Source organism: Sneathiella sp., from assembly GCF_047631475.1.
In the GTDB taxonomy this organism is placed as follows: domain Bacteria; phylum Pseudomonadota; class Alphaproteobacteria; order Sneathiellales; family Sneathiellaceae; genus Sneathiella.
Genome location: NZ_JBLHZT010000019.1, coordinates 1 through 20,280 on the forward strand (window position 1 = coordinate 1; position 20,280 = coordinate 20,280).

20 protein-coding genes are annotated in these 20,280 nt (G+C 48.3%); 13 read left to right on the top strand and 7 right to left on the bottom strand.

Annotation, left to right across the window (positions count from 1 at the left end):
• Positions 1 to 309: 309 nt before the first annotated feature.
• Together ACJAYR_RS09535 and ACJAYR_RS09540 are read left to right on the top strand one after the other, a co-directional pair.
• Complete coding sequence (locus tag ACJAYR_RS09535) at positions 310 to 585, top strand: BolA family protein (protein WP_415236392.1); 276 nt, start codon at positions 310 to 312, stop codon at positions 583 to 585.
• A 102-nt stretch (positions 586 to 687) separates the two neighbouring features.
• The gene (locus ACJAYR_RS09540) at positions 688 to 1,050 is read left to right on the top strand and encodes a ribbon-helix-helix domain-containing protein (protein ID WP_415236393.1); all 363 of its coding nucleotides are present in this window, start codon (positions 688 to 690) and stop codon (positions 1,048 to 1,050) included.
• Here ACJAYR_RS09540 and ACJAYR_RS09545 read toward each other — a convergent pair.
• The 4 genes from ACJAYR_RS09545 to ACJAYR_RS09560 are packed head-to-tail and all read right to left on the bottom strand — an operon-like array spanning position 946 to position 4,920.
• On the bottom strand, positions 946 to 1,824 hold the full coding sequence (locus tag ACJAYR_RS09545) for an AEC family transporter (protein ID WP_415236394.1): 879 nt from the start codon (positions 1,822 to 1,824) through the stop codon (positions 946 to 948). The two genes, ACJAYR_RS09540 and ACJAYR_RS09545, sit on opposite strands and share 105 nt — an antisense overlap.
• Positions 1,825 to 1,856: 32 nt before the next feature.
• Positions 1,857 to 3,134, bottom strand: coding sequence for an HlyC/CorC family transporter (locus tag ACJAYR_RS09550; protein WP_415236395.1), 1,278 nt, complete (start codon positions 3,132 to 3,134; stop codon positions 1,857 to 1,859).
• Positions 3,135 to 3,145: 11 nt separating this feature from the next.
• Complete coding sequence (gene aroB, locus ACJAYR_RS09555) at positions 3,146 to 4,306, bottom strand: 3-dehydroquinate synthase (protein ID WP_415236396.1); 1,161 nt, start codon at positions 4,304 to 4,306, stop codon at positions 3,146 to 3,148.
• Between the two features lie 17 nt (positions 4,307 to 4,323).
• On the bottom strand, positions 4,324 to 4,920 hold the full coding sequence (locus ACJAYR_RS09560; RefSeq protein WP_415236397.1) for a shikimate kinase: 597 nt from the start codon (positions 4,918 to 4,920) through the stop codon (positions 4,324 to 4,326).
• 308 nt (positions 4,921 to 5,228) lie between these two features.
• On the opposite strand from ACJAYR_RS09560, the gene ACJAYR_RS09565 reads away from it, so the two are divergent.
• The 4 genes from ACJAYR_RS09565 (at position 5,229) to ACJAYR_RS09580 (ending at position 9,930) form a co-directional block, all read left to right on the top strand.
• The gene (locus ACJAYR_RS09565; RefSeq protein WP_415236398.1) at positions 5,229 to 6,875 is read left to right on the top strand and encodes a hypothetical protein; all 1,647 of its coding nucleotides are present in this window, start codon (positions 5,229 to 5,231) and stop codon (positions 6,873 to 6,875) included.
• Between the two features lie 4 nt (positions 6,876 to 6,879).
• Positions 6,880 to 7,782: a site-specific tyrosine recombinase XerD gene (xerD, locus tag ACJAYR_RS09570; protein WP_415236399.1), complete on the top strand. Its 903-nt coding sequence runs from the start codon at positions 6,880 to 6,882 to the stop codon at positions 7,780 to 7,782.
• Positions 7,783 to 7,869: 87 nt separating this feature from the next.
• Positions 7,870 to 8,850: an HpcH/HpaI aldolase/citrate lyase family protein gene (locus tag ACJAYR_RS09575; protein WP_415236400.1), complete on the top strand. Its 981-nt coding sequence runs from the start codon at positions 7,870 to 7,872 to the stop codon at positions 8,848 to 8,850.
• A 126-nt stretch (positions 8,851 to 8,976) separates the two neighbouring features.
• Entirely contained in the window at positions 8,977 to 9,930 is a 954-nt protein-coding gene (locus ACJAYR_RS09580) for an acetyl-CoA carboxylase carboxyltransferase subunit alpha (protein ID WP_415236401.1), read from the top strand.
• A 56-nt stretch (positions 9,931 to 9,986) separates the two neighbouring features.
• Here the strand turns inward: ACJAYR_RS09580 and ACJAYR_RS09585 are convergent, their stop codons facing one another.
• Positions 9,987 to 10,826: an SDR family NAD(P)-dependent oxidoreductase gene (locus tag ACJAYR_RS09585; protein ID WP_415236402.1), complete on the bottom strand. Its 840-nt coding sequence runs from the start codon at positions 10,824 to 10,826 to the stop codon at positions 9,987 to 9,989.
• 211 nt (positions 10,827 to 11,037) lie between these two features.
• Between ACJAYR_RS09585 and ACJAYR_RS09590 the strand changes: the two genes are divergently transcribed.
• Together ACJAYR_RS09590 and ACJAYR_RS09595 are read left to right on the top strand one after the other, a co-directional pair.
• A complete protein-coding gene (locus tag ACJAYR_RS09590; RefSeq protein WP_415236403.1) occupies positions 11,038 to 12,279 on the top strand; it encodes an EAL domain-containing protein in 1,242 nt (413 codons plus the stop codon).
• Positions 12,280 to 12,353: 74 nt separating this feature from the next.
• The gene (locus tag ACJAYR_RS09595; protein WP_415236404.1) at positions 12,354 to 13,229 is read left to right on the top strand and encodes a TIGR01459 family HAD-type hydrolase; all 876 of its coding nucleotides are present in this window, start codon (positions 12,354 to 12,356) and stop codon (positions 13,227 to 13,229) included.
• Between the two features lie 50 nt (positions 13,230 to 13,279).
• On the opposite strand, the gene ACJAYR_RS09600 is transcribed toward ACJAYR_RS09595, so the two are convergent.
• Both ACJAYR_RS09600 and ACJAYR_RS09605 read right to left on the bottom strand, forming a co-directional pair.
• Complete coding sequence (locus ACJAYR_RS09600; RefSeq protein WP_415236405.1) at positions 13,280 to 13,930, bottom strand: protein phosphatase CheZ; 651 nt, start codon at positions 13,928 to 13,930, stop codon at positions 13,280 to 13,282.
• Positions 13,930 to 14,316 carry a response regulator gene (locus ACJAYR_RS09605; RefSeq protein ID WP_415236406.1) on the bottom strand — a complete coding sequence of 129 codons (387 nt, stop codon included), beginning with the start codon at positions 14,314 to 14,316 and terminating at the stop codon, positions 13,930 to 13,932. Before ACJAYR_RS09605 ends, ACJAYR_RS09600 begins: the two co-directional genes overlap by 1 nt.
• Before the next feature lie 263 nt (positions 14,317 to 14,579).
• Here ACJAYR_RS09605 and ACJAYR_RS09610 point away from each other — a divergent pair, with 263 nt between their 5' ends.
• The 5 genes from ACJAYR_RS09610 (at position 14,580) to ACJAYR_RS09630 (ending at position 20,211) form a co-directional block, all read left to right on the top strand.
• On the top strand, positions 14,580 to 15,014 hold the full coding sequence (locus tag ACJAYR_RS09610) for a MaoC family dehydratase (RefSeq protein WP_415236407.1): 435 nt from the start codon (positions 14,580 to 14,582) through the stop codon (positions 15,012 to 15,014).
• Between the two features lie 35 nt (positions 15,015 to 15,049).
• Entirely contained in the window at positions 15,050 to 16,039 is a 990-nt protein-coding gene (locus ACJAYR_RS09615; RefSeq protein WP_415236408.1) for a bifunctional riboflavin kinase/FAD synthetase, read from the top strand.
• A gap of 266 nt (positions 16,040 to 16,305) precedes the next feature.
• Positions 16,306 to 19,113, top strand: a complete 2,808-nt coding sequence (ileS, locus tag ACJAYR_RS09620; protein WP_415236409.1) for an isoleucine--tRNA ligase — start codon at positions 16,306 to 16,308, stop codon at positions 19,111 to 19,113.
• 10 nt (positions 19,114 to 19,123) lie between these two features.
• The gene (gene lspA / locus ACJAYR_RS09625) at positions 19,124 to 19,609 is read left to right on the top strand and encodes a signal peptidase II (protein ID WP_169544513.1); all 486 of its coding nucleotides are present in this window, start codon (positions 19,124 to 19,126) and stop codon (positions 19,607 to 19,609) included.
• A gap of 17 nt (positions 19,610 to 19,626) precedes the next feature.
• Positions 19,627 to 20,211 carry a DUF3035 domain-containing protein gene (locus ACJAYR_RS09630; RefSeq protein WP_169544514.1) on the top strand — a complete coding sequence of 195 codons (585 nt, stop codon included), beginning with the start codon at positions 19,627 to 19,629 and terminating at the stop codon, positions 20,209 to 20,211.
• Positions 20,212 to 20,280: the final 69 nt, after the last annotated feature.

Consider the following 20,280-nt stretch of genomic DNA (forward strand, 5'->3'; position numbering starts at 1 on the left):
TTCCGACGTGAACATCAATATGGCGGGTAAGAGGCTCTTCTTCAGACTTGCTGGAATTCGAGACGACTTTTACATGCTTTCTTACCTTGCCGTGGACAGTCATGTTTTTCTCCGGTCAATCTGGGTGATGAAATCTGTCGTTTAGTCGCAAATCAAATTATATCTAATATAAGGTAGAATTATTAACTTGCTTGTTCAATGTATAATTTCCAAAATTGAATAAATTAATTGGTATACTCGCATATGATATGTGGAAGGCGTGTCTGAATCTATGATAAAGTCCTGTTTTTATATGCGTAAGAACGAAAAATGTCAGTTGCTGCTTTAATCGAACAAAAACTTAATGAAAAATTCGCTCCGACAGTCCTTGTTGTGACGGATGAGTCAGCTTTGCACGCCGGGCATGCTGGCGCCCGTCCCGGTGGTGAAAGTCATTTCAGAGTAGAAATAACGTCTGCGGCTTTTAATGGTCAATCCAGAGTGGCCCGCCAGCGAATGGTGTATGGTGTTCTGAGTGACGAAATGAAAGAAACCATTCATGCGCTCGCCTTGACAGTTAAAGGCGATGACGAGGGACCTTCCTGATAAAGATCCTGTTTGTGCTTTTTACATTTGAACGTTGAAGAAGTTGATTGCTTCCTTATATGCAACTTATTAGTGTATTTTTAGTTGTGTATCGGAGTTCTTATGAGTAATCAGCAATCCCTCATTAATCATAATATCAGTATCAAAGATCCAGAAACCGGAGAAGAGCACCGGACGAGTATTCGTCTGGAGAAAATTGAATGGGACGCCATGCGCCTCATATGTTCCCGTAAAAAAATGAACATTAATCGGTATTGCTCATTGGTGGATTTCCATCCCTTGCGGGAGGAGCATTCCCGAACCTCTCGCATTCGCAGCGGGATACTGCATTACTTCATGAACAGGACGGCAGCGCTGGAGCTAGCCCAGCAAAAACAGCAGGAGCAGTGGCAAGGTCAGGAAAGAGAGCAGGGTAGAAACAAGTACAGTCCCCGCAACCTGCCCGGCCGCTCTACCATAGCGTAAGGATAGAAGATAGTTGAAGACGGCAACAGGCATTGTGCATTCCAAGATAAGGACGCCTCTTGCCGTCCCTTCCAGTCCAAATAGCTCAGAAAGGCCGAGACCTACCAGAAAACCCATCAACAAGCGGGTCACTGACAGGATCGTGGCTTCTTTCAGATGTTGCGCGGACAGACTGGCTAGGCTCACACCAAGCGCCATCAACATCAACGGAATTGTCATCCCGCCCAGAAGTTTGCTTGTGTCTATTACCCAAAGAGGCATCGGGACTTCAAACCACCGTAAGGCGAGGGAAATCGAAACCGCATAAACAAGTGGCGTTTTCAGAAACTGGGTAATGGAGCCTGAGCCTGAAGCAATCCAGACCCCAAACGTAAATTGCAGTACCGCGTGAATGGTGAAAAACGCGAGCGCGAGAATTAAGCCTTCCTGCTGAAAGGCGAAATAGCATAGCGGCAGCCCCATATTACCAGTATTGGGAAACATCAGGGCAGGCAAGTAGTCTCGGTAGTCAAGCTTGAGAAGCTTTAAGACGACAAATCCGATCGGTACAAATGTGATCAGGGCAATAAGAGCAATAAAGCCAAATTCGAGAAATTCGGTCAGATCCCCTTCCAACTGTACCAGCGTTGTAAAGATAAGCATTGGCGCACCAATATTGGACACGAGTCCAGTGATCGTTTCCATATGGAAAGACCGATTGGATTTGGACCAATAGTAGCCGAGGCCGGCGCAGATGACGACGGGTGCAATAATATTGAAAAGGATCTGAAACATAAGGCCGGATAAACTGAGGATTGTTTATGTATTTATACTGGTAATTTAGTAATTCTCAACTCAGTTATTTGATTTCTTTCCTTCTTTAGAATATCGAACTTAAATCCAAAATAGGTGAAAGCCTGACCGACATCGGGAATGATCTTGGCCTCATGTATGACAAGCCCTGCGATTGTTGCCGCTTCTTCATCGGGCAAGGACCAATTGCATTTACGATTGAGGTCCCGAATGGTAACAGAGCCTTGCGTAATGATTTGATCCTCCCGGATGATTTTTACGCCGGCAACGTCGATATCATGCTCATCGGAAATTTCACCTACAATTTCTTCAAGAATATCTTCAAGCGTGACCAGGCCCATCAAGGCACCATACTCATCCACCACAAGAGCAAAATGCGCCTGACGTTCCAAAAAGGAGTTCAGCTGGTTGCGCAAGGTCGTGGTTTCGGGAACGAAGTAAGGCTCTGATGAAATGTCTTCGATTTTCAAACCTTCATAGTCACCATGCAGCGGAATAACTGCGCGCAACAGATCTTTAGCATGAACCACACCGACGATATTTTCCGGATCTTCACGCCACAGCGGAATTCGGGTATAGGGACTGGTCAGAACGTGATCAATTATTTCTGATATTGGTCTTGAGGCGTCGACTGTCTCAACGTTCTTGCGGTGGATCATGATTTCACTGAGCTCCACCTCATCCATATCCAATATGGTGTCGAGCATGTATTTTTCGTGCATGATGACACCCGCATCTTCGGAATGCAGATCGATCGCGCCTCGAAGTTCATCCTGAGCAACATCTGTTAGAGAATCCGGATGGTCTTCCTGGCGACCAACACCAAACATGCGCAGCGTGACATCGACAACAGCGTTCACACCCAAAACAAACGGCGATAGGATAAAAACTGCCGGACGAAGAATGGGCGCGACAAAACGGGCCACTCTAATCGGACGACGGAGGGCGTAGGTTTTTGGTAGAACCTCAGCAAAAATCAACACCATGGCTGTCATGATCAATGTCGCATAGGCAACACCAATGTCACCAAACAGGGAAATCAGTAAGCTGGTAGCAATGGCGGATGCCAGAATGTTAACCAGATTGTTTCCCAGCAGAATTGCACTGATGAGTTTGGTGTGTTTCAGGCGAAGTTGATTAACAATAGAGGCTCGAGCATCGCCGGCCTGTTCCATTTGGTGGAGCCGGGCACGAGAGGCCGCAGTTAAGGCCGTTTCTGATCCTGAGAAAAACCCGGAGAGAAAAAGAAGCAACGCAATCGCACCAATTTGCAATAAAATTTCCAGATCCATGGAACTTTTCCTTAATTCCTTTCCGTATGGGGTCGGACATAGCTGTCAAGAATGTCCAAAATATCGTCTTCGTTTACGTCTTGTGTCGTAAAGGCAGCACCAATTGATTTCATCAGAATAAAGGTGAGCTTTCCTTTGTCGACTTTCTTGTCTTGATACATGTGCTTAAGAAGTTTTTTGGCATTCCAGCCCACGCCCTTGATTGCGGGCAGTTCGCTCAGCAATCCGGTGTTCTGATAGTGAGCCTTCACGCGTTCGCAATCCTGCCAGGTCATTAAACCCATTTTCGCGGAAAGATCCATTGCCATGAGCATTCCCACAGCTACGCCTTCACCGTGGACCAGGCTTGGGCCGTACCCGGTTTCTGCCTCAAGGGCGTGACCAAAGGTATGACCAAGATTAAGCAAGGCGCGGACACCGCTTTCCTTTTCATCTGCCGCGACAATATCAGCTTTTGTTTGAACGCTTGTTTTTACAGCATGAATACGGGCGGCAATATCCCCCTTAATGACCGCTGGGCCGTATTGTTCAAGCCAGTTATAGAAATCGAAATCCCCAAGAAGCCCATATTTCACAACCTCTGCATATCCTGCGAGAAGGTCTCGCTCTGGGAGGCTATCCAGCAGAGACACATCTGCGACGACAAGTTTTGGTTGATAAAATGCACCGATTAGATTTTTGCCATGGCGGGAGTTTACGCCGGTTTTACCACCGACGGAACTGTCTACTTGGGATAAAAGGGTTGTTGGAATTTGTATGAAGTCGACCCCTCGCCGAAGGGTGGAAGCTGCAAACCCTGTCAAATCACCAATGACACCGCCGCCGAAAGCAATCAGGCATTCGTCTCGCCCGATCCGGGCTTCCAGTAATCTGTCCAGCAAGTCCCCAAAAAATTTGAGGTCTTTTGTTTTTTCGCCTGCCGGTAGCGTAATGCTGACCTGTTCTATGCCTTCTGCCTCAAGCGTTTTATGAAGGCGGTGCAGGTGAAGAGGGGCAACCGTTTCATCGGTTATGATGGCTACTCTTTTTTTTCGAAGCACTTTGGAGATAAGAGGCCCTGAACGGTCCAACAGGTTTCCGCCGATCACAATATCATAGGACCGATCACCCAAGTCTACTGAGACCCGCTCGTCTTTTACCGGCTGATGGATAGTGGACGCTGGAGAAGCCATTTTTTTAATTCTTTAAATTAGAGGTGATTGGAATTTCTGTTTTCCAGCGCACTGATGATCCGATTAACCACATGCTCATGCGGTCCATCTGCGCTTTCAACCGTTATGTCTGCCCCGCCGTAAACAGGATACCGTTTATCCATCAGATCTTTAAGAATCGTCCGTGGATTGCCGGTTTTCAGTAAAGGGCGCGTATTTCTTTTCATACACCGTTTGTACAAAGTATCCAGATCAGCCCTTAGCCAGACGGAGCATGCATATTTTGAAATCAGTGCTTGAGTTTCCTTATCCATATAAGCCCCGCCCCCTGTCGCAAGGACATGTTGGGGGCCTTCCAGCAGTCTGGAAATTACCTTACGTTCGCCGTCCCGAAAGGCGGCCTCGCCATGTTTCTCAAAAAACTCGGGGATACTCAAATTTGAGGCGGCTTCAATCTCGGTATCCGCATCCTTGAAGGGAAGGCCTAGCTGGTGTGCCAAACGCCGACCAACAGAACTTTTTCCGGCCCCCATTAGACCGACCAGCACGATGGTCTTGTTCCCAATGTTTTTTTCGCTGCGATCGCCCTTAATGTCTACAGTTTCCACTGGGGCGTCACGTTCACTTGTCATCATTTCACATTTCACATTTTATCAACCGACTGTACATATGGTATGTAAGGCAGTTGATGTAAATCAATAAGGCATGCTAGTTGTTTTAGCCAAACTTATGCCATAATCGCAGCATAGCAAATCAAATAGCAAGGTTATTGCAGCTCGATATCGGGTTCCAGCTGAAAAAACAGGGGTATAGTAACGAAAGATGTCAAAATTTTCACTCTTTCTTCTCTTTTTGATAACCGCCATCGTTGTGGGCGGTGGTGTATTCCTGTCGGCGTGGGATATTCCTGCGCCTACCGTACCGGTAGAAAGGGTAATTCCAAATGACCAGTTCCCGAAGTAAGCGGGCGGCTTTGGCTTTTGCCATTTTTGGCATGGCCCCTTTTTTGTATGCTGCGGACCTGAAATCACAGGAAAAACCGCGAAGTCTTGTGCCGGATTTTTCGGCTGGCCAGAACGATAATAAAAAAGCCGGCTCCCGTGACGCGCCATCGATACTTTTACCGGGAACAGGCACAAATCCTTCAAATGAGATCTCCTCTGAAAGAAGAACCAAAGGGGATGGTACTCTTGTGATCGAAACACTGGATGCATTGGGGCCCGGATCGGCCGGTACTTTAGGTGTTGAGCAAGGAGGACTTGGAAACCGGATGTGGGATGGGAGTCCGCCGCGACGGGTGGCGGCATTACTCTCTCGCTTGCCCTCTTCAGTCGAATCTCCCGCGGCAAAAGACCTTTATCGGCGGTTGTTGCTCACGGGAGCCGCATTGAACGCCAATGATCCAGCGACCAACGGTATCGTGACAATTCGTCTGAACAAGCTGGTTGAGGCAGGAATGCATGCGGACGCTCTTGCCCTTGCGGGGCGGATCCAGCAGGAAGACCTTCCTTTGGCTGCAAAGAAGCATGTAGCAGAAGCGTCGCTGCTGTCTGGAGATTTATCAAAAAGCTGTACTTTGGCCAGTGAACTGACCCAAAGAGGCGATGTCGATATGTTTTGGGCCAAACTAGATAGTTTCTGTCTCATCACAGCGGGTGCGCTGGATAAGGCCGAATTGTCTGTTGCCCTGTTGGAGGAAAGAGGGATCGATGATCCTCTTTTCTTCTCTTTGTTTTCCGCATTAGCGAGCGGAACGCCCCCAAAAGGACTGACTTTGGAAGACGCGGATGCACTGCATATAGCGATGGCGATGGCAGCAAAAATTGAAGGACCGGAGAATAATACTGAACAGACATATCAAGCTGGCTTTGACCGCTTGGCGGCTGCGACGGCAGCTGAGGCCAAAGTTGAGATCCTGAAGGAGCTTTGGAATTCTGCGCGGGTAAATGGTGATTTTGTCGCGATCAGTGCAAAGAGCATGGACGCTTTGAAAACAATTCCCCCAACCACCTATGGCTTTGAATTTGATCTTACCGCTGTTCAGGTTTTTCTCCTATTTGGCGAAGAAGTCCGGGCGGCGGAATGGGAAAGAGTAATCAGAAGAGGGGCCTCTCAGGGTTCAAATACTGAACGGTTGCAAGGGCGTAAAAATGTTCTTCGGCTCGATAGCTATATTCTGTTTTCAGGTATTCAGGGAATTGCCCGGTGGAACAATCGTAGTTTTGCCGCTTGGTTGAACGCGACGCGGGATCTTCCTGATCAGGGCGAAAAAGCAACCTTTCTTGTTTCTTTGATGGAAGTGCTGGGCTATCCCATTTCATCGGAAGACTGGGAATCTCTTCTGTTGCTTCCGTTGCCTCTTGTTGACGCCTATAGCAACCATGGACTTGAACGAAATCTGGTGGCCGCTGCATCGGATAACAGAGTTGGAGAAACGGTGGCGCTTGCCCTTTTGGCGATGGAAGATAAAGGCCCGTCAGAGGTTACAACCACCACCATGGTCGCCGTGACATCGGCACTTTTAAAGGTCGGTCTTGAAAAAGAAGCAAGACGTCTGGTTCTTGAGGCCGCTATCTCGAAGGAGCTATAACGGTTTGCACGGGCATCTACATGAAAAATTTATTGAGATGCTGGTGCTGGAGCGAAATTCGTCACCCAACACGGTCGATGGCTATTTGCGTGATTTACGGGAGCTGGATCAATATCTGGCGACAATTGGTAAGGACTGCCTGAATGTTGAACAGCAGGATATCAGTAATTTTATTCAGACACTCGATCAACAGGGTTTAAGTTCGGCCACTCAGGCACGCCGGTTAAGTGCTGTGAAACAATTTTTTGCCTTTCTTTTGTTGGACGATATCCGAACAGATAACCCGGCAATGAATGTTGATGCGCCGCGGACGCAACGAAAACTACCTCAGCATCTGACCGTTTCTGAAGTGGATCAGTTATTTGACGCTGCTGAAGAAGAAATCGAAGACAGCATTCGGCTAAAGGCGTTGCTGCATTTACTTTATGCAACCGGGATGCGGGTGACGGAACTGGTGACGCTGCCGTTCCCGCCAATGGCGGATGAAGATAACTTTTTGATCGTCAGGGGCAAGGGCAACAAGGAGCGGCTTGTTCCTGTAAACGCAGCGTCCAAGGCGGCTCTTTCTGACTATATAAAAGTTCGGGAGAATTATTGCCCGCAAGGGGGCTATTCGAAGTTTCTGTTTCCCTCGAGAAGTAAACAAGGGCATCTGACGCGGCAGCGATTTGCGCAGATGCTGAAAAAGCTGGCGACGCGAACAGATATTTCACCTTCGCGAGTTTCCCCGCATGCGCTTCGCCATGCATTTGCAAGTCATTTGCTGGCTAATGGCGCTGATTTGAGATCGTTGCAAAAGATGCTGGGGCACGCCGATATCTCAACAACCCAGATTTATACCCATGTCCTGCAAGAGCGTATGATTGAGCTTGTGCAAAGCCATCATCCGCTCGCAGATGCAAAATAATTTTTTGGTAAAACTTGACTCTACTACGCAGTTGCAGCAATTTTCTTGCATAACAACAACAGAAAAGCCTTTAGGTGAGGATCTGCTATGAGTTTCACTATTCCCGAATTATGTCCGTCTCGGCTCAACCGATGTGAGTTGGCTGTTCCCGGCTCCAGTCCCAAATTTTTTGAAAAAGCAGCCAAGTCAGATGCGGATGCGATTTTTCTGGATTTGGAAGATGCCGTCGCACCAAGTGACAAAGAACAAGCCCGGAAGAATATTATTGAAGCCCTGAACGACGTGGATTGGGGGGACAAAGTCATCTCAGTGCGTATTAATGGCCTGGATACTCATTATATGTACCGGGATGTGATTGATATCCTGGAAAAAGGCGGAGAACGCCTCGATCTGATCATGATCCCCAAGGTCGGTACTGCTTCAGACATTTATGCGCTGGATATGTTGGCAACACAGGTTGAAACGTCAGTTGGCCGCAAGAAAAAAGTCGGCTTTGAGCTGATTATCGAAACAGCTTTGGGTATGCAGAATATTCACGAGATTGCAGCAGCCAGCAAACGAAACGAAAGCCTTCACTTCGGTGTGGCAGATTATGCAGCTTCTACAAAAGCACGGACAACATCTATCGGTGGACCAAACCCGCTTTATGGTGTTTTGACAGATCCAGCCGAGGACGGTTCCCGTGACTATCACTGGGGCGATATGTGGCACTATGCGATTGCACGCATGGTTGTCGCGGCGCGGGCCAATGGCCTTCGGGCGATCGATGGTCCTTTTGGTGATTTCTCTGACCCGGATGGATATAGAGCGCATGGTAATCGTGCAGCCATTCTTGGATGCGAAGGAAAATGGGCCATTCACCCAAGTCAGATTCCTTTAGCCAACGAGATTTTTACACCTGACGAGCAGGAAGTTGCGAAAGCGCGCCGAATTCTCGAAGCCATGGAAAAGGCGCAGGCAGAGGGCGCAGGTGCAGTTGCGCTTGATGGCGGATTGATCGACATTGCCTCTATAAAGCAGGCTGAGGCTCTTGTTACGCAGGCTGATATCATTGCGTCACGCAAATAAAATAAAAAGAAAGGTTGGGTTTTCTCCCATCTGTTCTTAAATAAGGGCGCAACGGTTTATTGACGTAACCGTTGCGCCAATTTATTACTCGTTGTCCTGAAATGCTAATTTTACCAGAGTTTGATAATGAACAACTTTCTTGATTTCGAAAAACCGATTGCTGACCTTGAAGGAAAGATCAGGGATCTTGAGGGTCTGGACAACGGGAGCGATCTCGAAATCAATGAAGATGTTGAAAAGCTGCGTCAAAAAGCAAGCCAGCTTTTAAAAAATACATATTCCAAACTCACTCCTTGGCAAAAGACCCAGGTCGCTCGCCATGTGGACCGTCCGAAACTCAAAGATATCACCCATCGGCTGATTGAAGGATTCACGCCGCTGTCTGGCGACCGGAACTTTGCTGAAGATCACGCGATTGTTGGTGGGTTAGGTCGTTTCCGTGGTCAAACGGTGATGGTGATCGGTACTGAAAAGGGTTGCGACCTTGAATCACGATTGCACCATAATTTCGGTATGGCCCGCCCCGAAGGATATCGGAAAACCCAGCGCCTTATGAAGCTTGCCGATCAATTTGGCATTCCTATTCTTACCTTTGTTGATACTTCTGGGGCTTATCCCGGCATCGGTGCGGAAGAGCGCGGACAGGCCGAGGCGATCGCCCGAGCCATTCAGGTGAGCTTAGATATCCGGGTTCCGGTCATTGCGTCTATTGTGGGCGAAGGCGGATCAGGAGGCGCGGTTGCCTTGGCGACTGCAAACCGGGTCTTGATGCTTGAAAATGCAATTTATGCCGTTATTTCACCGGAGGGCTGTGCGGCTATTCTTTGGAAAACCCGCGACCGGGCTGAGGATGCAGCAACTGCTATGAAGATTACCGCGCAGGATCTGCTACGCCTTAAAGTGATTGACCGGATTGTTGAAGAGCCTTTAGGGGGCGCACAGCGAGATATTGCTGCGGCAATCGATCTTTTAGGGGACGCGATCCAGGAGGAATTGAACGACTTGCTGGACCGAGAGCCCGGTACTTTAAGAGAAGAACGTCGCCGCAAATTCCTTGCGATCGGTCGATTGGAAGATTAAGCGATCCGCACCAGATTGAAGAAAAGGAGGCTTATACAGCCTCCTTTTTTAATGTCTTATAGTTTGCTTTTAAACGCCGCACCCAATTGTTGGACCGATGCCTGATGTGTCGACCAGTGACGCCCGCCAATCATGCCCCCGTCGACAATCAAGTCAGCGGCATTAACGAACGAACTGTCGTCAGAAGCAAAGAAAACTGCCGCCCGTGCGATGTCTTCTGGTAGGCCTGCCCGTGGGATCGGCTGGGCTGTTCTAAGAATATCCGCGGCAACATCCGCTGTCTCTTCGGCGGCTTTGCCTTCCAGACCAAGGGCTTTACCAAAAATGCCGGTTGCCGTTGCGCCGGGGGATATGGAGTTTACCCGGATATTACTTTCTCCTAACTCCATCGCTGCACTTCGGGTCAGTTGCAGAACCGCAGATTTAGCTGCACTGTAAACCATGGAGGTGGAATACCCCGCAAGATGCCCTGCGATGCTGGCATTATTGATGATGCTGCCCGAGCCCTGTTTTTTCATGATCGGGGCTACATGCTTGATCCCGAGCATTACGCCGCCGAAAAGAACAGACATTGCCTGCATTGATTTTTCATAATCAACGGTTTCGATGCTTCCAACGGGTGCGGGCCCCCCAGCATTGTTAAACAATGCATCGATCCGGCCGAACCTGCCCACCGTTTCCTGGATCATGTTTTCAACGTCTTTTTCAACAGACACATCAGCACGAATAAAATGGGCGCGGTCACCCAAACGTTCAGCGATCTCTGCCCCTTCTTTTTCGCGCCGGCCTGAAAAGGCAACTGTTGCGCCCTCTTCAATGAAAATCTCGACTGAGCGCAATCCGATCCCGCTTGTGCCCCCAGTAATTAGGGCGAATTTACCGTCTAGTTTACCCATGGGTTAGTCCTTGTTGTTACTTATTATCCCATAGTAGAGTAGTGGAAAAGACGGGCGATAGAGAAGCAAAAAGTTTTATACAAATCAATTACGTTGGCAAAAAACCATACAGATCAATCGCCTTTCGAAATAAGATATTTCTTGATTTGGGAAGTCCCGTGGAATTAGGTATAGTAGAAAATCCAGTAGGGACCGTGAGGGGGGTCGAGTTGTGCTTTATCATTTGGTGATTATTGCTGCCTATGCTTTGACAGGCGCTGTTATTGCGCGGCAATTGCCCACCTATATGCCGAATATTGATCCCACAATCAGTTATTATGTTGGCGGGGGGTTCTTCCTCGTTTGTGCATTTCTTCATGATTTCATTAACCGCAAAGTAGAGCGCGCACAGATGAAGCGGGATATTCAGAACCTTCGGCAGCATGTGGCAGATGCAGAGTTCGGCTTGGCGCGCTTTGAAAATATTCTTGGGGGGTTGGCCGGCGATGACGCCGACATGGATGGTTTCGCCGACGAAATGAAGATGTTGCGCAAACTTCTAAATCAGCTTTCCACCGAAATGAAGAAAGACAAAATTTCAGCCAGAAAAGAGCCCTTGGCAAATCAAAGCAGGGACAGCGTATCGGCACCGGTCCGGCCGCCCTTATTTGCATCAAACGGGAATGCTGAGCAGGCAGGTCCGGACAAACATGAGATTCTTGAAATTGTTCGTTCTGGTCTTCAGGACAATCGGGTTGATCTATATCTTCAGCCGATTGTGCGACTTCCTCAGCGCCGGACCCATTTCTATGAGGCCTTTTCCCGTATTCGCGGCGAAAATGGAGAAATTATCACACCGGGTCAGTATTTACCCATTGCAGAAGATGCAGGTTTTATCGGTACGATCGATAACCTGCTGCTCATTCGGTGCGTACAGTTAATCCGACGAATTCGGCACCGTAATAGTGAAGTCGCTTTTTTCGTGAACGTGTCGGCAAGAACGTTGCGCGATACAGCTTTTTTCCATCAGTTTGTAGAGTTTCTGGACAGAAACAGTGACTTGAATAAAAACCTCATTCTGGAATTCTCTCAGGAGGATGTGGAAAACACAATTCCCGAGTTGGAGGGTGGGCTAAAAATGCTGGCGGAGATGGGGTTTAAGTTCTCGATGGACAGAATTACCCGTCTGGATCTGGACTTTAAAAAACTGGGTGAGGATAATTTCAGGTATCTGAAAGTTGCTGCGGCTGACTTATTGCCCGGCAGCGATGGCCTGCCGATTAATATTCATCTGGAAGATTTGCAAGAAGCGTTGGCGCGGGCGAAGATCGAGTTGATTGCCAGCATGGTAGAAGATGAAGACACCGTCATTGGTCTGTTGGATGTCGAGGTTGCTTTTGGGCAGGGGTATTTATTCGGTGTCCCGCGTCCGCCGCAACGCTCAACTGATCAAGTAACGGACGCGCAGGATTAAAATCTTCATTTGACCCCTGTATTGCAGATCGTTATTCCTGCATTCCTCTTTTAATGCCAAAAGTTGGAGTTGGTATGTCCTTTCAGTTTATGCCTGGCCTAGCGCAGATCGCAGATCAGTATGATGCCTATATTCTTGATTTGTGGGGTGTTGTACATGATGGTACCAGACCTTATCCGGGCGCATTGAATTGCATGCAGCAATTGCGGGCGAACGGAAAACCGATTCTGCTGTTATCAAATGCTCCACGAACAAATGGCTTCGTAGAAACTTTTCTGGAGACCTTGGGGGTCTCACGGTCCTTTTATGATCAAATCCTGACATCTGGCGACCTCACGCGCGAAGTTTTGACCGACAGGCGGTTTGATTATTTGAAAAAAGAGAATTTGAATTTCTATCAGTTTGGTGCGGATAAGGATCGTGGTCTGGATGACGGCCTTGATTATACCCGTGTTTTTAACGTAGCGCAGGCGGATTTCCTGATTTGTACGGGGCTTGCCCATGATGATGTTGAAACGCCGGAAGATTATCGTGCCCTATTGGCAGAAGCGGCGCGTTTGAATTTGCCAATGCTGTGTGCCAACCCTGACCTGACTGTTATGAAGGGGGACAGGATGCTGTATTGCGCAGGTTCCCTTGCGGCATTGTATGAAGAGTTGGGCGGACAGGTGACCTTGTTTGGCAAGCCTTACGCCAACGCTTATGAACAATCAATGCAAAAGCTGGGGGTCTCTGATCCGTCAAAGATTTTGGCTGTTGGCGATAGTATGCGAACGGATATCAAGGGAGCCAACGGCATGCAGATTGATTGCGTTCTTTGCAGCGGAGGGATACATGCGGAAGAGTGGGGGTTAACAGACGGTGGATGCCCAACTGACGAGCAGGTAAAAGCGCTGGTTGATCTACATGGCTTTTCCCCGACCTACGTTGTTGGTCACATGACATGGTAACAAAAAAGCCACCCGCTTTGGGGTGGCTTTTTTGTTTATCTCTTTAGTGGCTAATTAAACAGAGCGTCAATATCGTCCTGATCGATATTTTCGTCGCCTGAAGAAGCTTTTTTAGGTTTTTCCGATGGCGCCGGTTTCTTTTCCGGGCTGTCGGCATTTTCTTCAGAGGCATCGGACGCTGTGTCGCCAAACATATCGTCAACATATTGCTGATCAATACCTTCGCCGGCTAAAGCAGGACCATTTAATAACCCTGCCTCATCATCCTGTTCCTCGCTAGGCGGGGTTTCAGGCGGCGCATCCTTACGATGGCCCCACGCAGTGGTCAGGCGGTCGAGATACTGTTCAATATATTCAAGCGTTGAAACGACTTTGCTAATTCGTTGCCCTGTAATGTCTTGAAACGAACACGCTTCAAAGATCTCCATGCAAGCATCGTTGACAACGTTGGCTTCTACAACACCAGCGGACATAATCCGTTCAGCGGCAGACATTATCGTATCCGTCGCAGACTCAGTCGCCAACACAATGGCATCTAATTCCTTCCCGGCACGAGGAAGTTTGTCAGATTTCAGATCGTTCGGGCGAATCTGGGAAATCTCTGATCTGGCAGATACAATAAAGTCTACAAGATCCTGACAATCTTTGTGCAAGTGAGCAATTTCAGCTCTAAGTACGGCGACTTCGTCATTTCCGGCCATTAGAAATCGCCTATGACGCTCGCCATCTTCGTCTTTAGGGTCGCTGCGTTGAATGGCTTAACAATATAGTTATTCACCCCTGCTTTTTTAGCGGCGATAACGTTTTCTGTTTTGGATTCTGCGGTGATCATAATGAACGGAGTCGCTTTCAGCGTTTCGTCAGCGCGGACTTCTTTCAGCAGTTCAAACCCGGTCATCGGTTCCATGTTCCAGTCTGAAATCACAAGACCATAGGAACGTCCGCGCATTTTTGTAAGCGCAGCAGAGCCGTCCGCAGCTTCATCAACATTGTCAAAGCCTAATTGCTTGAGCAGGTTACGAATGATCCGCAGCATAGTCTTGTAGTCATCGATGATCAGGATCGGCATGTTCATGTCGACAGCCATAGAAATACCCTCTTTAAATAAAGCTTCTTCTAAATCGTTTCAAAAACGGCAAGCACATTGCCATCTCCATGCAGGCAAATTTACGAAGGGAAACTAAAAAAATGGTTAATGTCATGCCTGATCGATAAAATTTCTTGCTAATTTTTTCCTGTCGGCTCGCTGGAGGGCTTGGGAATCCTGTTTTTGGCGCAGTATTTCTTGCCCTTATACAAAAAGAAGTCTTATATATCGCAGCGCAAAATAAAATAAATCCGGGGTGAAACATGTCATTGTATGAAGAGTTGCATGGGTATTTTTTAGAAGATTTGTCAGTCGGAATGCAGGCTCAATATGCCAAAACGGTCACCGAGGCTGATATTATTCTTTTCTCCGGTGTTTCAGGTGACACAAATCCCGTGCATTTAAATGCCGAGTTTGCAGCGCAGACCATGTTTAAAGAGCGAATTGCACACGGTATGCTTTCAGCAAGTTTTCTGTCGACGATTTTTGGGACTAAGTTGCCGGGACCGGGTGCTATCTATATGAACCAGAACTTGAACTTTAAAGCGCCGGTCTGTATCGGAGACACTGTGGTGGCTGAGGTTACTTTGCGAGAAATCAATGGGAAACGTGTGTCGTTTGATTGTAAATGTTCAATTGGCGATACGGTCGTTCTTGATGGCGAGGCAACGCTGATGGTATCAAAGCGCCCTAAATAATAATAAAAAATGTAACGCTAAGCTGGAGTTGTGGAATGCGCGTAATGCGAAAATATACGGATGTGCCGCCGGACGTTAAAGGTCTGGTCCTGGCTATCGGAAATTTTGATGGTGTCCATCGTGGCCATCAGTCCGTGATCGCGCAGGCTCAGGAAAAAGCCAAAGAAAAAGGCGTTTTGTCAGGCGTTTTGACGTTTGAGCCGCATTCACGAGAGTTTTTTGCACCGGATGCTCCTCCCTTTCGGTTGTCGAATCTGGAAACGAAAGCGGCCCATCTGAATTGGCTTAAAGTCGACGTGATGGTGGCTTTGAAGTTTGATCTTGAATTTTCCCAAAAATCAGCAGAACGTTTTGTCAAGGATGTGCTTGTTGACGGTTTCAGCGTGTCCCACGTTGTTGTCGGATACGATTTTATTTTTGGGCACAAGCGTCAGGGGACGACGGTTCTACTCGCTGAACTTGGGCGTCAATTTGGCTTTGGCGTAACGGTTGTCGAGCCGGTGGGTGAAGAGACTGTAATTTTCTCGTCCACCGCCATTCGTGAAAGTCTGGCACAAGGGAACCCCTTGAAGGCCGCCAAATTGCTGGGGCATTGGTGGGAGGTGGAAGGACGGGTGGTTGAGGGGGATAAGCGCGGGCGTACCATCGGGTTTCCGACCGCCAACATACCGATTACCCACTACCACCCGCCAAAGTTAGGCGTTTATGCGGTGCGTGTCGGATTACATGAGGGCGGTAGTACCACATGGGTGGATGGCGTTGCTAACTATGGGAACCGCCCAACATTTGACAAGAAAGACGTTCTCCTGGAGGTCCACCTTCTGGATTTTAATGAAACACTCTATGGCCGTAAAATCCGTGTTGCGTTTGTTGACTTTATTCGCGAAGAGAAAAAGTTCTCTGGCATTGACGAATTGGAGGCGCAGATAGTACGGGACGTTGCATCCGCCCGTCAGATTTTGAACGATCCTGCAAACAGCCAAACAAAATATGCCGATAAAAACAATCATACGGCAGAGAATTGATTGTTTCGTGCCATATTCTGTAAAAGGATATCTCGACAGTATATCTGTGAATTGATACAACGAGCGTCATGAAATTTAAAAAGCGTATATGGATAGGCATCCTGCCCGTTGGCGGCACACTTTGCCGAATTATTGTCCCGGCCTTTCAAGGATAAGGTCGGGTAATGTTGGCTGTGCCGGTTTCTCGCCTGAACGCCGCTTTTCGGGATCCACTGTCCCGCTCACACTTCGTTATAATAGATTACTGTTAGGATCAGTTTGCCCCTATGAGCACTGACTATAAATCAACACTTTTCCTCCCGACAACAAGCTTTCCAATGAAGGCCGGTTTGCCCAACAAAGAACCCGCTATTTTGGAACGCTGGGAAAAAATAGATTTGTTCCGTAAACTTCGCGAACAATCGAAAGACCGTGATCAGTTTGTTCTTCACGATGGCCCTCCCTACGCAAATGGTCATCTGCATATGGGACATGCGGTCAATAAAGTCTTGAAAGATGTCATCAATCGAAGCCAGCAGATGCAGGGTAAAAATGCCCATTATGTCCCAGGTTGGGATTGTCATGGTTTGCCGATTGAATGGAAGATCGAAGAAAAATACCGCAAAGCAGGAAAAGACAAGGACGATGTGCCTGTTGTTGAATTCCGCAAAGAATGCCGGGACTTTGCTGCAGAATGGATCGATATTCAGCGCGAAGAATTTAAGCGTCTTGGTGTGACCGCTGACTGGGAAAATCCCTATATCACTATGAGCTTTGATGCCGAAGCGCAAATTGTTCGTGAATTGCTGAAATTTGCAATGAACGGCGGGCTGTATCGCGGCTCTAAGCCGGTTATGTGGTCCCCGGTTGAAAAAACGGCACTGGCTGAGGCTGAGGTCGAATATCACGATCATGTCTCGACAACGATCTATGTTCGCTTCCCTGTTGAGCAGGGGGCTGATTTCATGGAAGGCGCCAGTATCGTTATCTGGACAACCACCCCATGGACGATGCCCGGTAACCGTGCCATTTCCTATGGTGCTGAAATCGATTATGTCGGTGTTCAGGTGAAAGCCGTTGCGGAAGGCAGCCTTGGTAAGGTTGGCGAAAAATTCTTCGTGGCTGAAGCCTTGCTCGAAGACTTGAAATCAGAAGCGGGTATTACGGAAACAGACACATTTTGGACAGGTAAAGGCTCCGCGTTTGCTGATGTCATTTGCCGTCACCCGTTTGCGGGGCAAGGATATGATTTTCCTGTACCGTTGCTGGATGGTGATCATGTTACGGTGGATGCTGGTACGGGCTTTGTTCACACTGCCCCTGGCCATGGTCAGGAAGATTTCGAAGTCTGCAAAGAGCATAATATCGAAATCCCTCAGACTGTGGATGAAGATGGCACCTTCTTCAAACATGTTCCGATGTTTGCGGGCGAGCATGTGTATAAATGCAATGACCATGTGGCCGATGAGCTGCAAGCCGCGGGCGCATTGCTGAAACGCGGTAAAATCAAGCACTCCTATCCGCATTCATGGCGTTCAAAAGCACCGTTGATTTTCAGAAATACCAGCCAATGGTTTGTTTCGATGGAAACCAATGATTTGCGGAAGAAAGCCCTGAAGGCTATTGACGATACTAAATGGTATCCTAAATCAGGACATCGCCGACTTTATACGATGGTGGAAAGCCGGCCTGACTGGGTCCTGTCACGGCAACGCGCGTGGGGTGTACCGATCACGGTCTTTGCGCATAAAGAAACCGGCGAAATTATCCGCGACGAAGAAGTTAATGCCCGGATCGTCGATGCGATGGAAGCCGAAGGCGCAGATGCTTGGTTTGCCTCTGATGCCAGTCGTTTCCTCGGGGACAAATATGATCCCGATGATTACGAACAGATCATGGATATTCTGGATGTATGGTTTGATTCAGGGAGTACCCATGCCTTTACTCTGGAAAACCGTCCAGAGATGAAATGGCCTGCAGATCTGTATCTTGAAGGAACCGACCAGCATCGTGGCTGGTTCCATTCTTCTCTTCTGGAATCTTGTGGTACCCGCGGACGTGCACCGTATGATGGCGTTCTGACACATGGCTTTGTGATGGATGGCAAAGGACGAAAAATGTCCAAGTCATTGGGGAATACCGTTCTTCCTGAGAAGATCATCAAGCAGAGTGGCGCTGATATCTTGCGGCTTTGGGTTGTGGCGTCCGATTACACCGAAGACATGCGGATTGGTAATGAAATCATTCAGGGTCAGGTTGACAGCTATCGTCGTCTGAGAAACACCCTGCGGTTCATTCTTGGTAATCTGGCGGACTGGGATGATGCAGAAAAAGTTGATGTTGCTGACATGCCGGAATTGGAGCAATGGGTGCTTCACCGTCTTTCAGTTCTGGACGAGCAAGTTCGCAAAAATTGCAATGAATATGAGTTCAGCCGTATGTTCTCGGCCGTACAGAATTTCTGTACCCTGGAACTGTCTGCCTTCTATTTCGACATCAGAAAAGACGTTTTATATTGTGATGGTGTGAACGATATTCGCCGCCGCGCGGCTCGGACTGTTCTGGATCAATTGTTCCATTGCCTGACCTCCTGGCTGGCCCCGGTTCTGGTGTTTACTGCAGAAGAAACCTGGCAGGCGCGCTTCCCGGATGAAGACTACAGTGTTCATATGAACCAGTTCCCGGACATTCCGGCAAGTTGGCGAAATGAAGATCTGGACAGGAAATGGTCTCAGGTCCGTTCTTTCCGTCGCGTCGTTACCGGTGCGCTGGAAATTGAACGCCGCGAAAAAAGAATTGGGTCCAGTTTGCAGGCAGCGCCAGCGGTGTTTGTGAACGAAGATTACTATTCACTCCTTGAAGCTTTGCCACTTGATGATATCTGTATTACGTCCGGCTTGACGCTCGTTCGGGATGCTGCCCCCGAAAATGCCTTCACTTTGGAGGATGTTGACGGGGTTGCGGTTGTTCCGGCGATTGCTCAAGGTGAAAAATGCCAGCGTTGCTGGAAAGTACTGGACGAAGTGGGCAAACAGGAAGGCCATGACGATCTGTGCGGTCGGTGTGCGGATGTTGTGAGCAGTCTGTCGTCATAAAGGATATCGAGTGAACCCAGTCTTGAGATTAGGTCTGATTGTGGCAACCATTAGTGTCGCCATCGATCAGGTCTTCAAAATTCAAATGGTTGAATTCATGGCGTCACATCCCTATGGGATCGATGTGACGTCGTTTTTCCGGCTGGTTATGGTCTGGAACAGCGGTGTCAGTTTTGGCATGTTTGCAGGTGGCGAGGTGACACGCTGGATTTTGATCGGTGTTTCTTTGCTGATCTGTCTGGTGTTGGTCATCTGGATGGCAAGAACGCAAGATAAACTGCTTGGATTGTCACTTGGTCTGGTGCTGGGCGGTGCTTTGGGAAATGTCATTGATCGTCTGCATTATGGACGGGTTGCTGACTTTTTTGATGTTGATCTTATTTTTATGCGTTGGCCTGCTTTTAACATTGCCGATATGTGTATTGTCGGCGGTGTTTTACTTATGTTGGTGCAAAGCTTGTTTTTTGACGAAAATTCGTCTAAAAAAGACCCGTAATCCAAGGGGGTGTTCAAATGTCTAAATTATCGGGAATGACAGTTTGTCTTCTTCTCAGCACTGTTGTACTGACAGGCTGTGAGGGTACGCGACAGGCGCTGGGGATTGATGGCAAGAAAGCCCCAGATGAATTCGCGGTTCTGACAAAGGCGCCATTGATTATTCCGCCTGACTTTTCTTTGCGTCCGCCGTCCCCTGGTCAGCGCGGACCACAGGATTTTAAAGTACAGGAAAATGCTCGAAATACGTTGTTCGGGCGTTCCTCTTCAAGTGGTGTGATTACACAGGAAGAAGCCGCCGCAGCGGGAACGTCTGCCGGTGAATTGGCGTTATTGCGAAAAGCAGATGCAGACGTCGTTGATCCAGCCATTCGCGAGGTTGTCGATCAGGAAACATCAACGCTTGCTGAAAATGATGAAACATTGGTCGAAAAGATTATGTTCTGGCAAACGCAGCCTAAATATGGATCCGTTGTTGATCCCGTTCAGGAAAAGAAACGAATTCAGGAAAATGCGGCTTTGGGTAACTCGCCGTCAGCTGGCGGGGATACCCCAACCATCGAACGGCGTAAACGGGCATTACTTGAAGGTCTTTTTGACTAGGCTTTGATAAACAAGGCACAGAAGGTATTCCGAAATCTGTGCTTTTCATCAAAACGTTACCCTATTAAT

Bases quoted from the DNA above. Each gene is read 5' to 3' on its own strand.
- ACJAYR_RS09535 (WP_415236392.1), top strand. From the start codon at position 310: ATGTCAGTTGCTGCTTTAATCGAACAAAAACTTAATGAAAAATTCGCT.
- ACJAYR_RS09540 (WP_415236393.1), top strand. From the start codon at position 688: ATGAGTAATCAGCAATCCCTCATTAATCATAATATCAGTATCAAAGAT.
- ACJAYR_RS09545 (WP_415236394.1), bottom strand. From the start codon at position 1,824: ATGTTTCAGATCCTTTTCAATATTATTGCACCCGTCGTCATCTGCGCC.
- ACJAYR_RS09550 (WP_415236395.1), bottom strand. From the start codon at position 3,134: ATGGATCTGGAAATTTTATTGCAAATTGGTGCGATTGCGTTGCTTCTT.
- aroB (WP_415236396.1), bottom strand. From the start codon at position 4,306: ATGGCTTCTCCAGCGTCCACTATCCATCAGCCGGTAAAAGACGAGCGG.
- ACJAYR_RS09560 (WP_415236397.1), bottom strand. From the start codon at position 4,920: ATGATGACAAGTGAACGTGACGCCCCAGTGGAAACTGTAGACATTAAG.
- ACJAYR_RS09565 (WP_415236398.1), top strand. From the start codon at position 5,229: ATGACCAGTTCCCGAAGTAAGCGGGCGGCTTTGGCTTTTGCCATTTTT.
- ACJAYR_RS09575 (WP_415236400.1), top strand. From the start codon at position 7,870: ATGAGTTTCACTATTCCCGAATTATGTCCGTCTCGGCTCAACCGATGT.
- ACJAYR_RS09580 (WP_415236401.1), top strand. From the start codon at position 8,977: ATGAACAACTTTCTTGATTTCGAAAAACCGATTGCTGACCTTGAAGGA.
- ACJAYR_RS09585 (WP_415236402.1), bottom strand. From the start codon at position 10,826: ATGGGTAAACTAGACGGTAAATTCGCCCTAATTACTGGGGGCACAAGC.
- ACJAYR_RS09595 (WP_415236404.1), top strand. From the start codon at position 12,354: ATGTCCTTTCAGTTTATGCCTGGCCTAGCGCAGATCGCAGATCAGTAT.
- ACJAYR_RS09600 (WP_415236405.1), bottom strand. From the start codon at position 13,930: ATGGCCGGAAATGACGAAGTCGCCGTACTTAGAGCTGAAATTGCTCAC.
- ACJAYR_RS09605 (WP_415236406.1), bottom strand. From the start codon at position 14,316: ATGGCTGTCGACATGAACATGCCGATCCTGATCATCGATGACTACAAG.
- ACJAYR_RS09610 (WP_415236407.1), top strand. From the start codon at position 14,580: ATGTCATTGTATGAAGAGTTGCATGGGTATTTTTTAGAAGATTTGTCA.
- ACJAYR_RS09615 (WP_415236408.1), top strand. From the start codon at position 15,050: ATGCGCGTAATGCGAAAATATACGGATGTGCCGCCGGACGTTAAAGGT.
- ileS (WP_415236409.1), top strand. From the start codon at position 16,306: ATGAGCACTGACTATAAATCAACACTTTTCCTCCCGACAACAAGCTTT.
- ACJAYR_RS09630 (WP_169544514.1), top strand. From the start codon at position 19,627: ATGTCTAAATTATCGGGAATGACAGTTTGTCTTCTTCTCAGCACTGTT.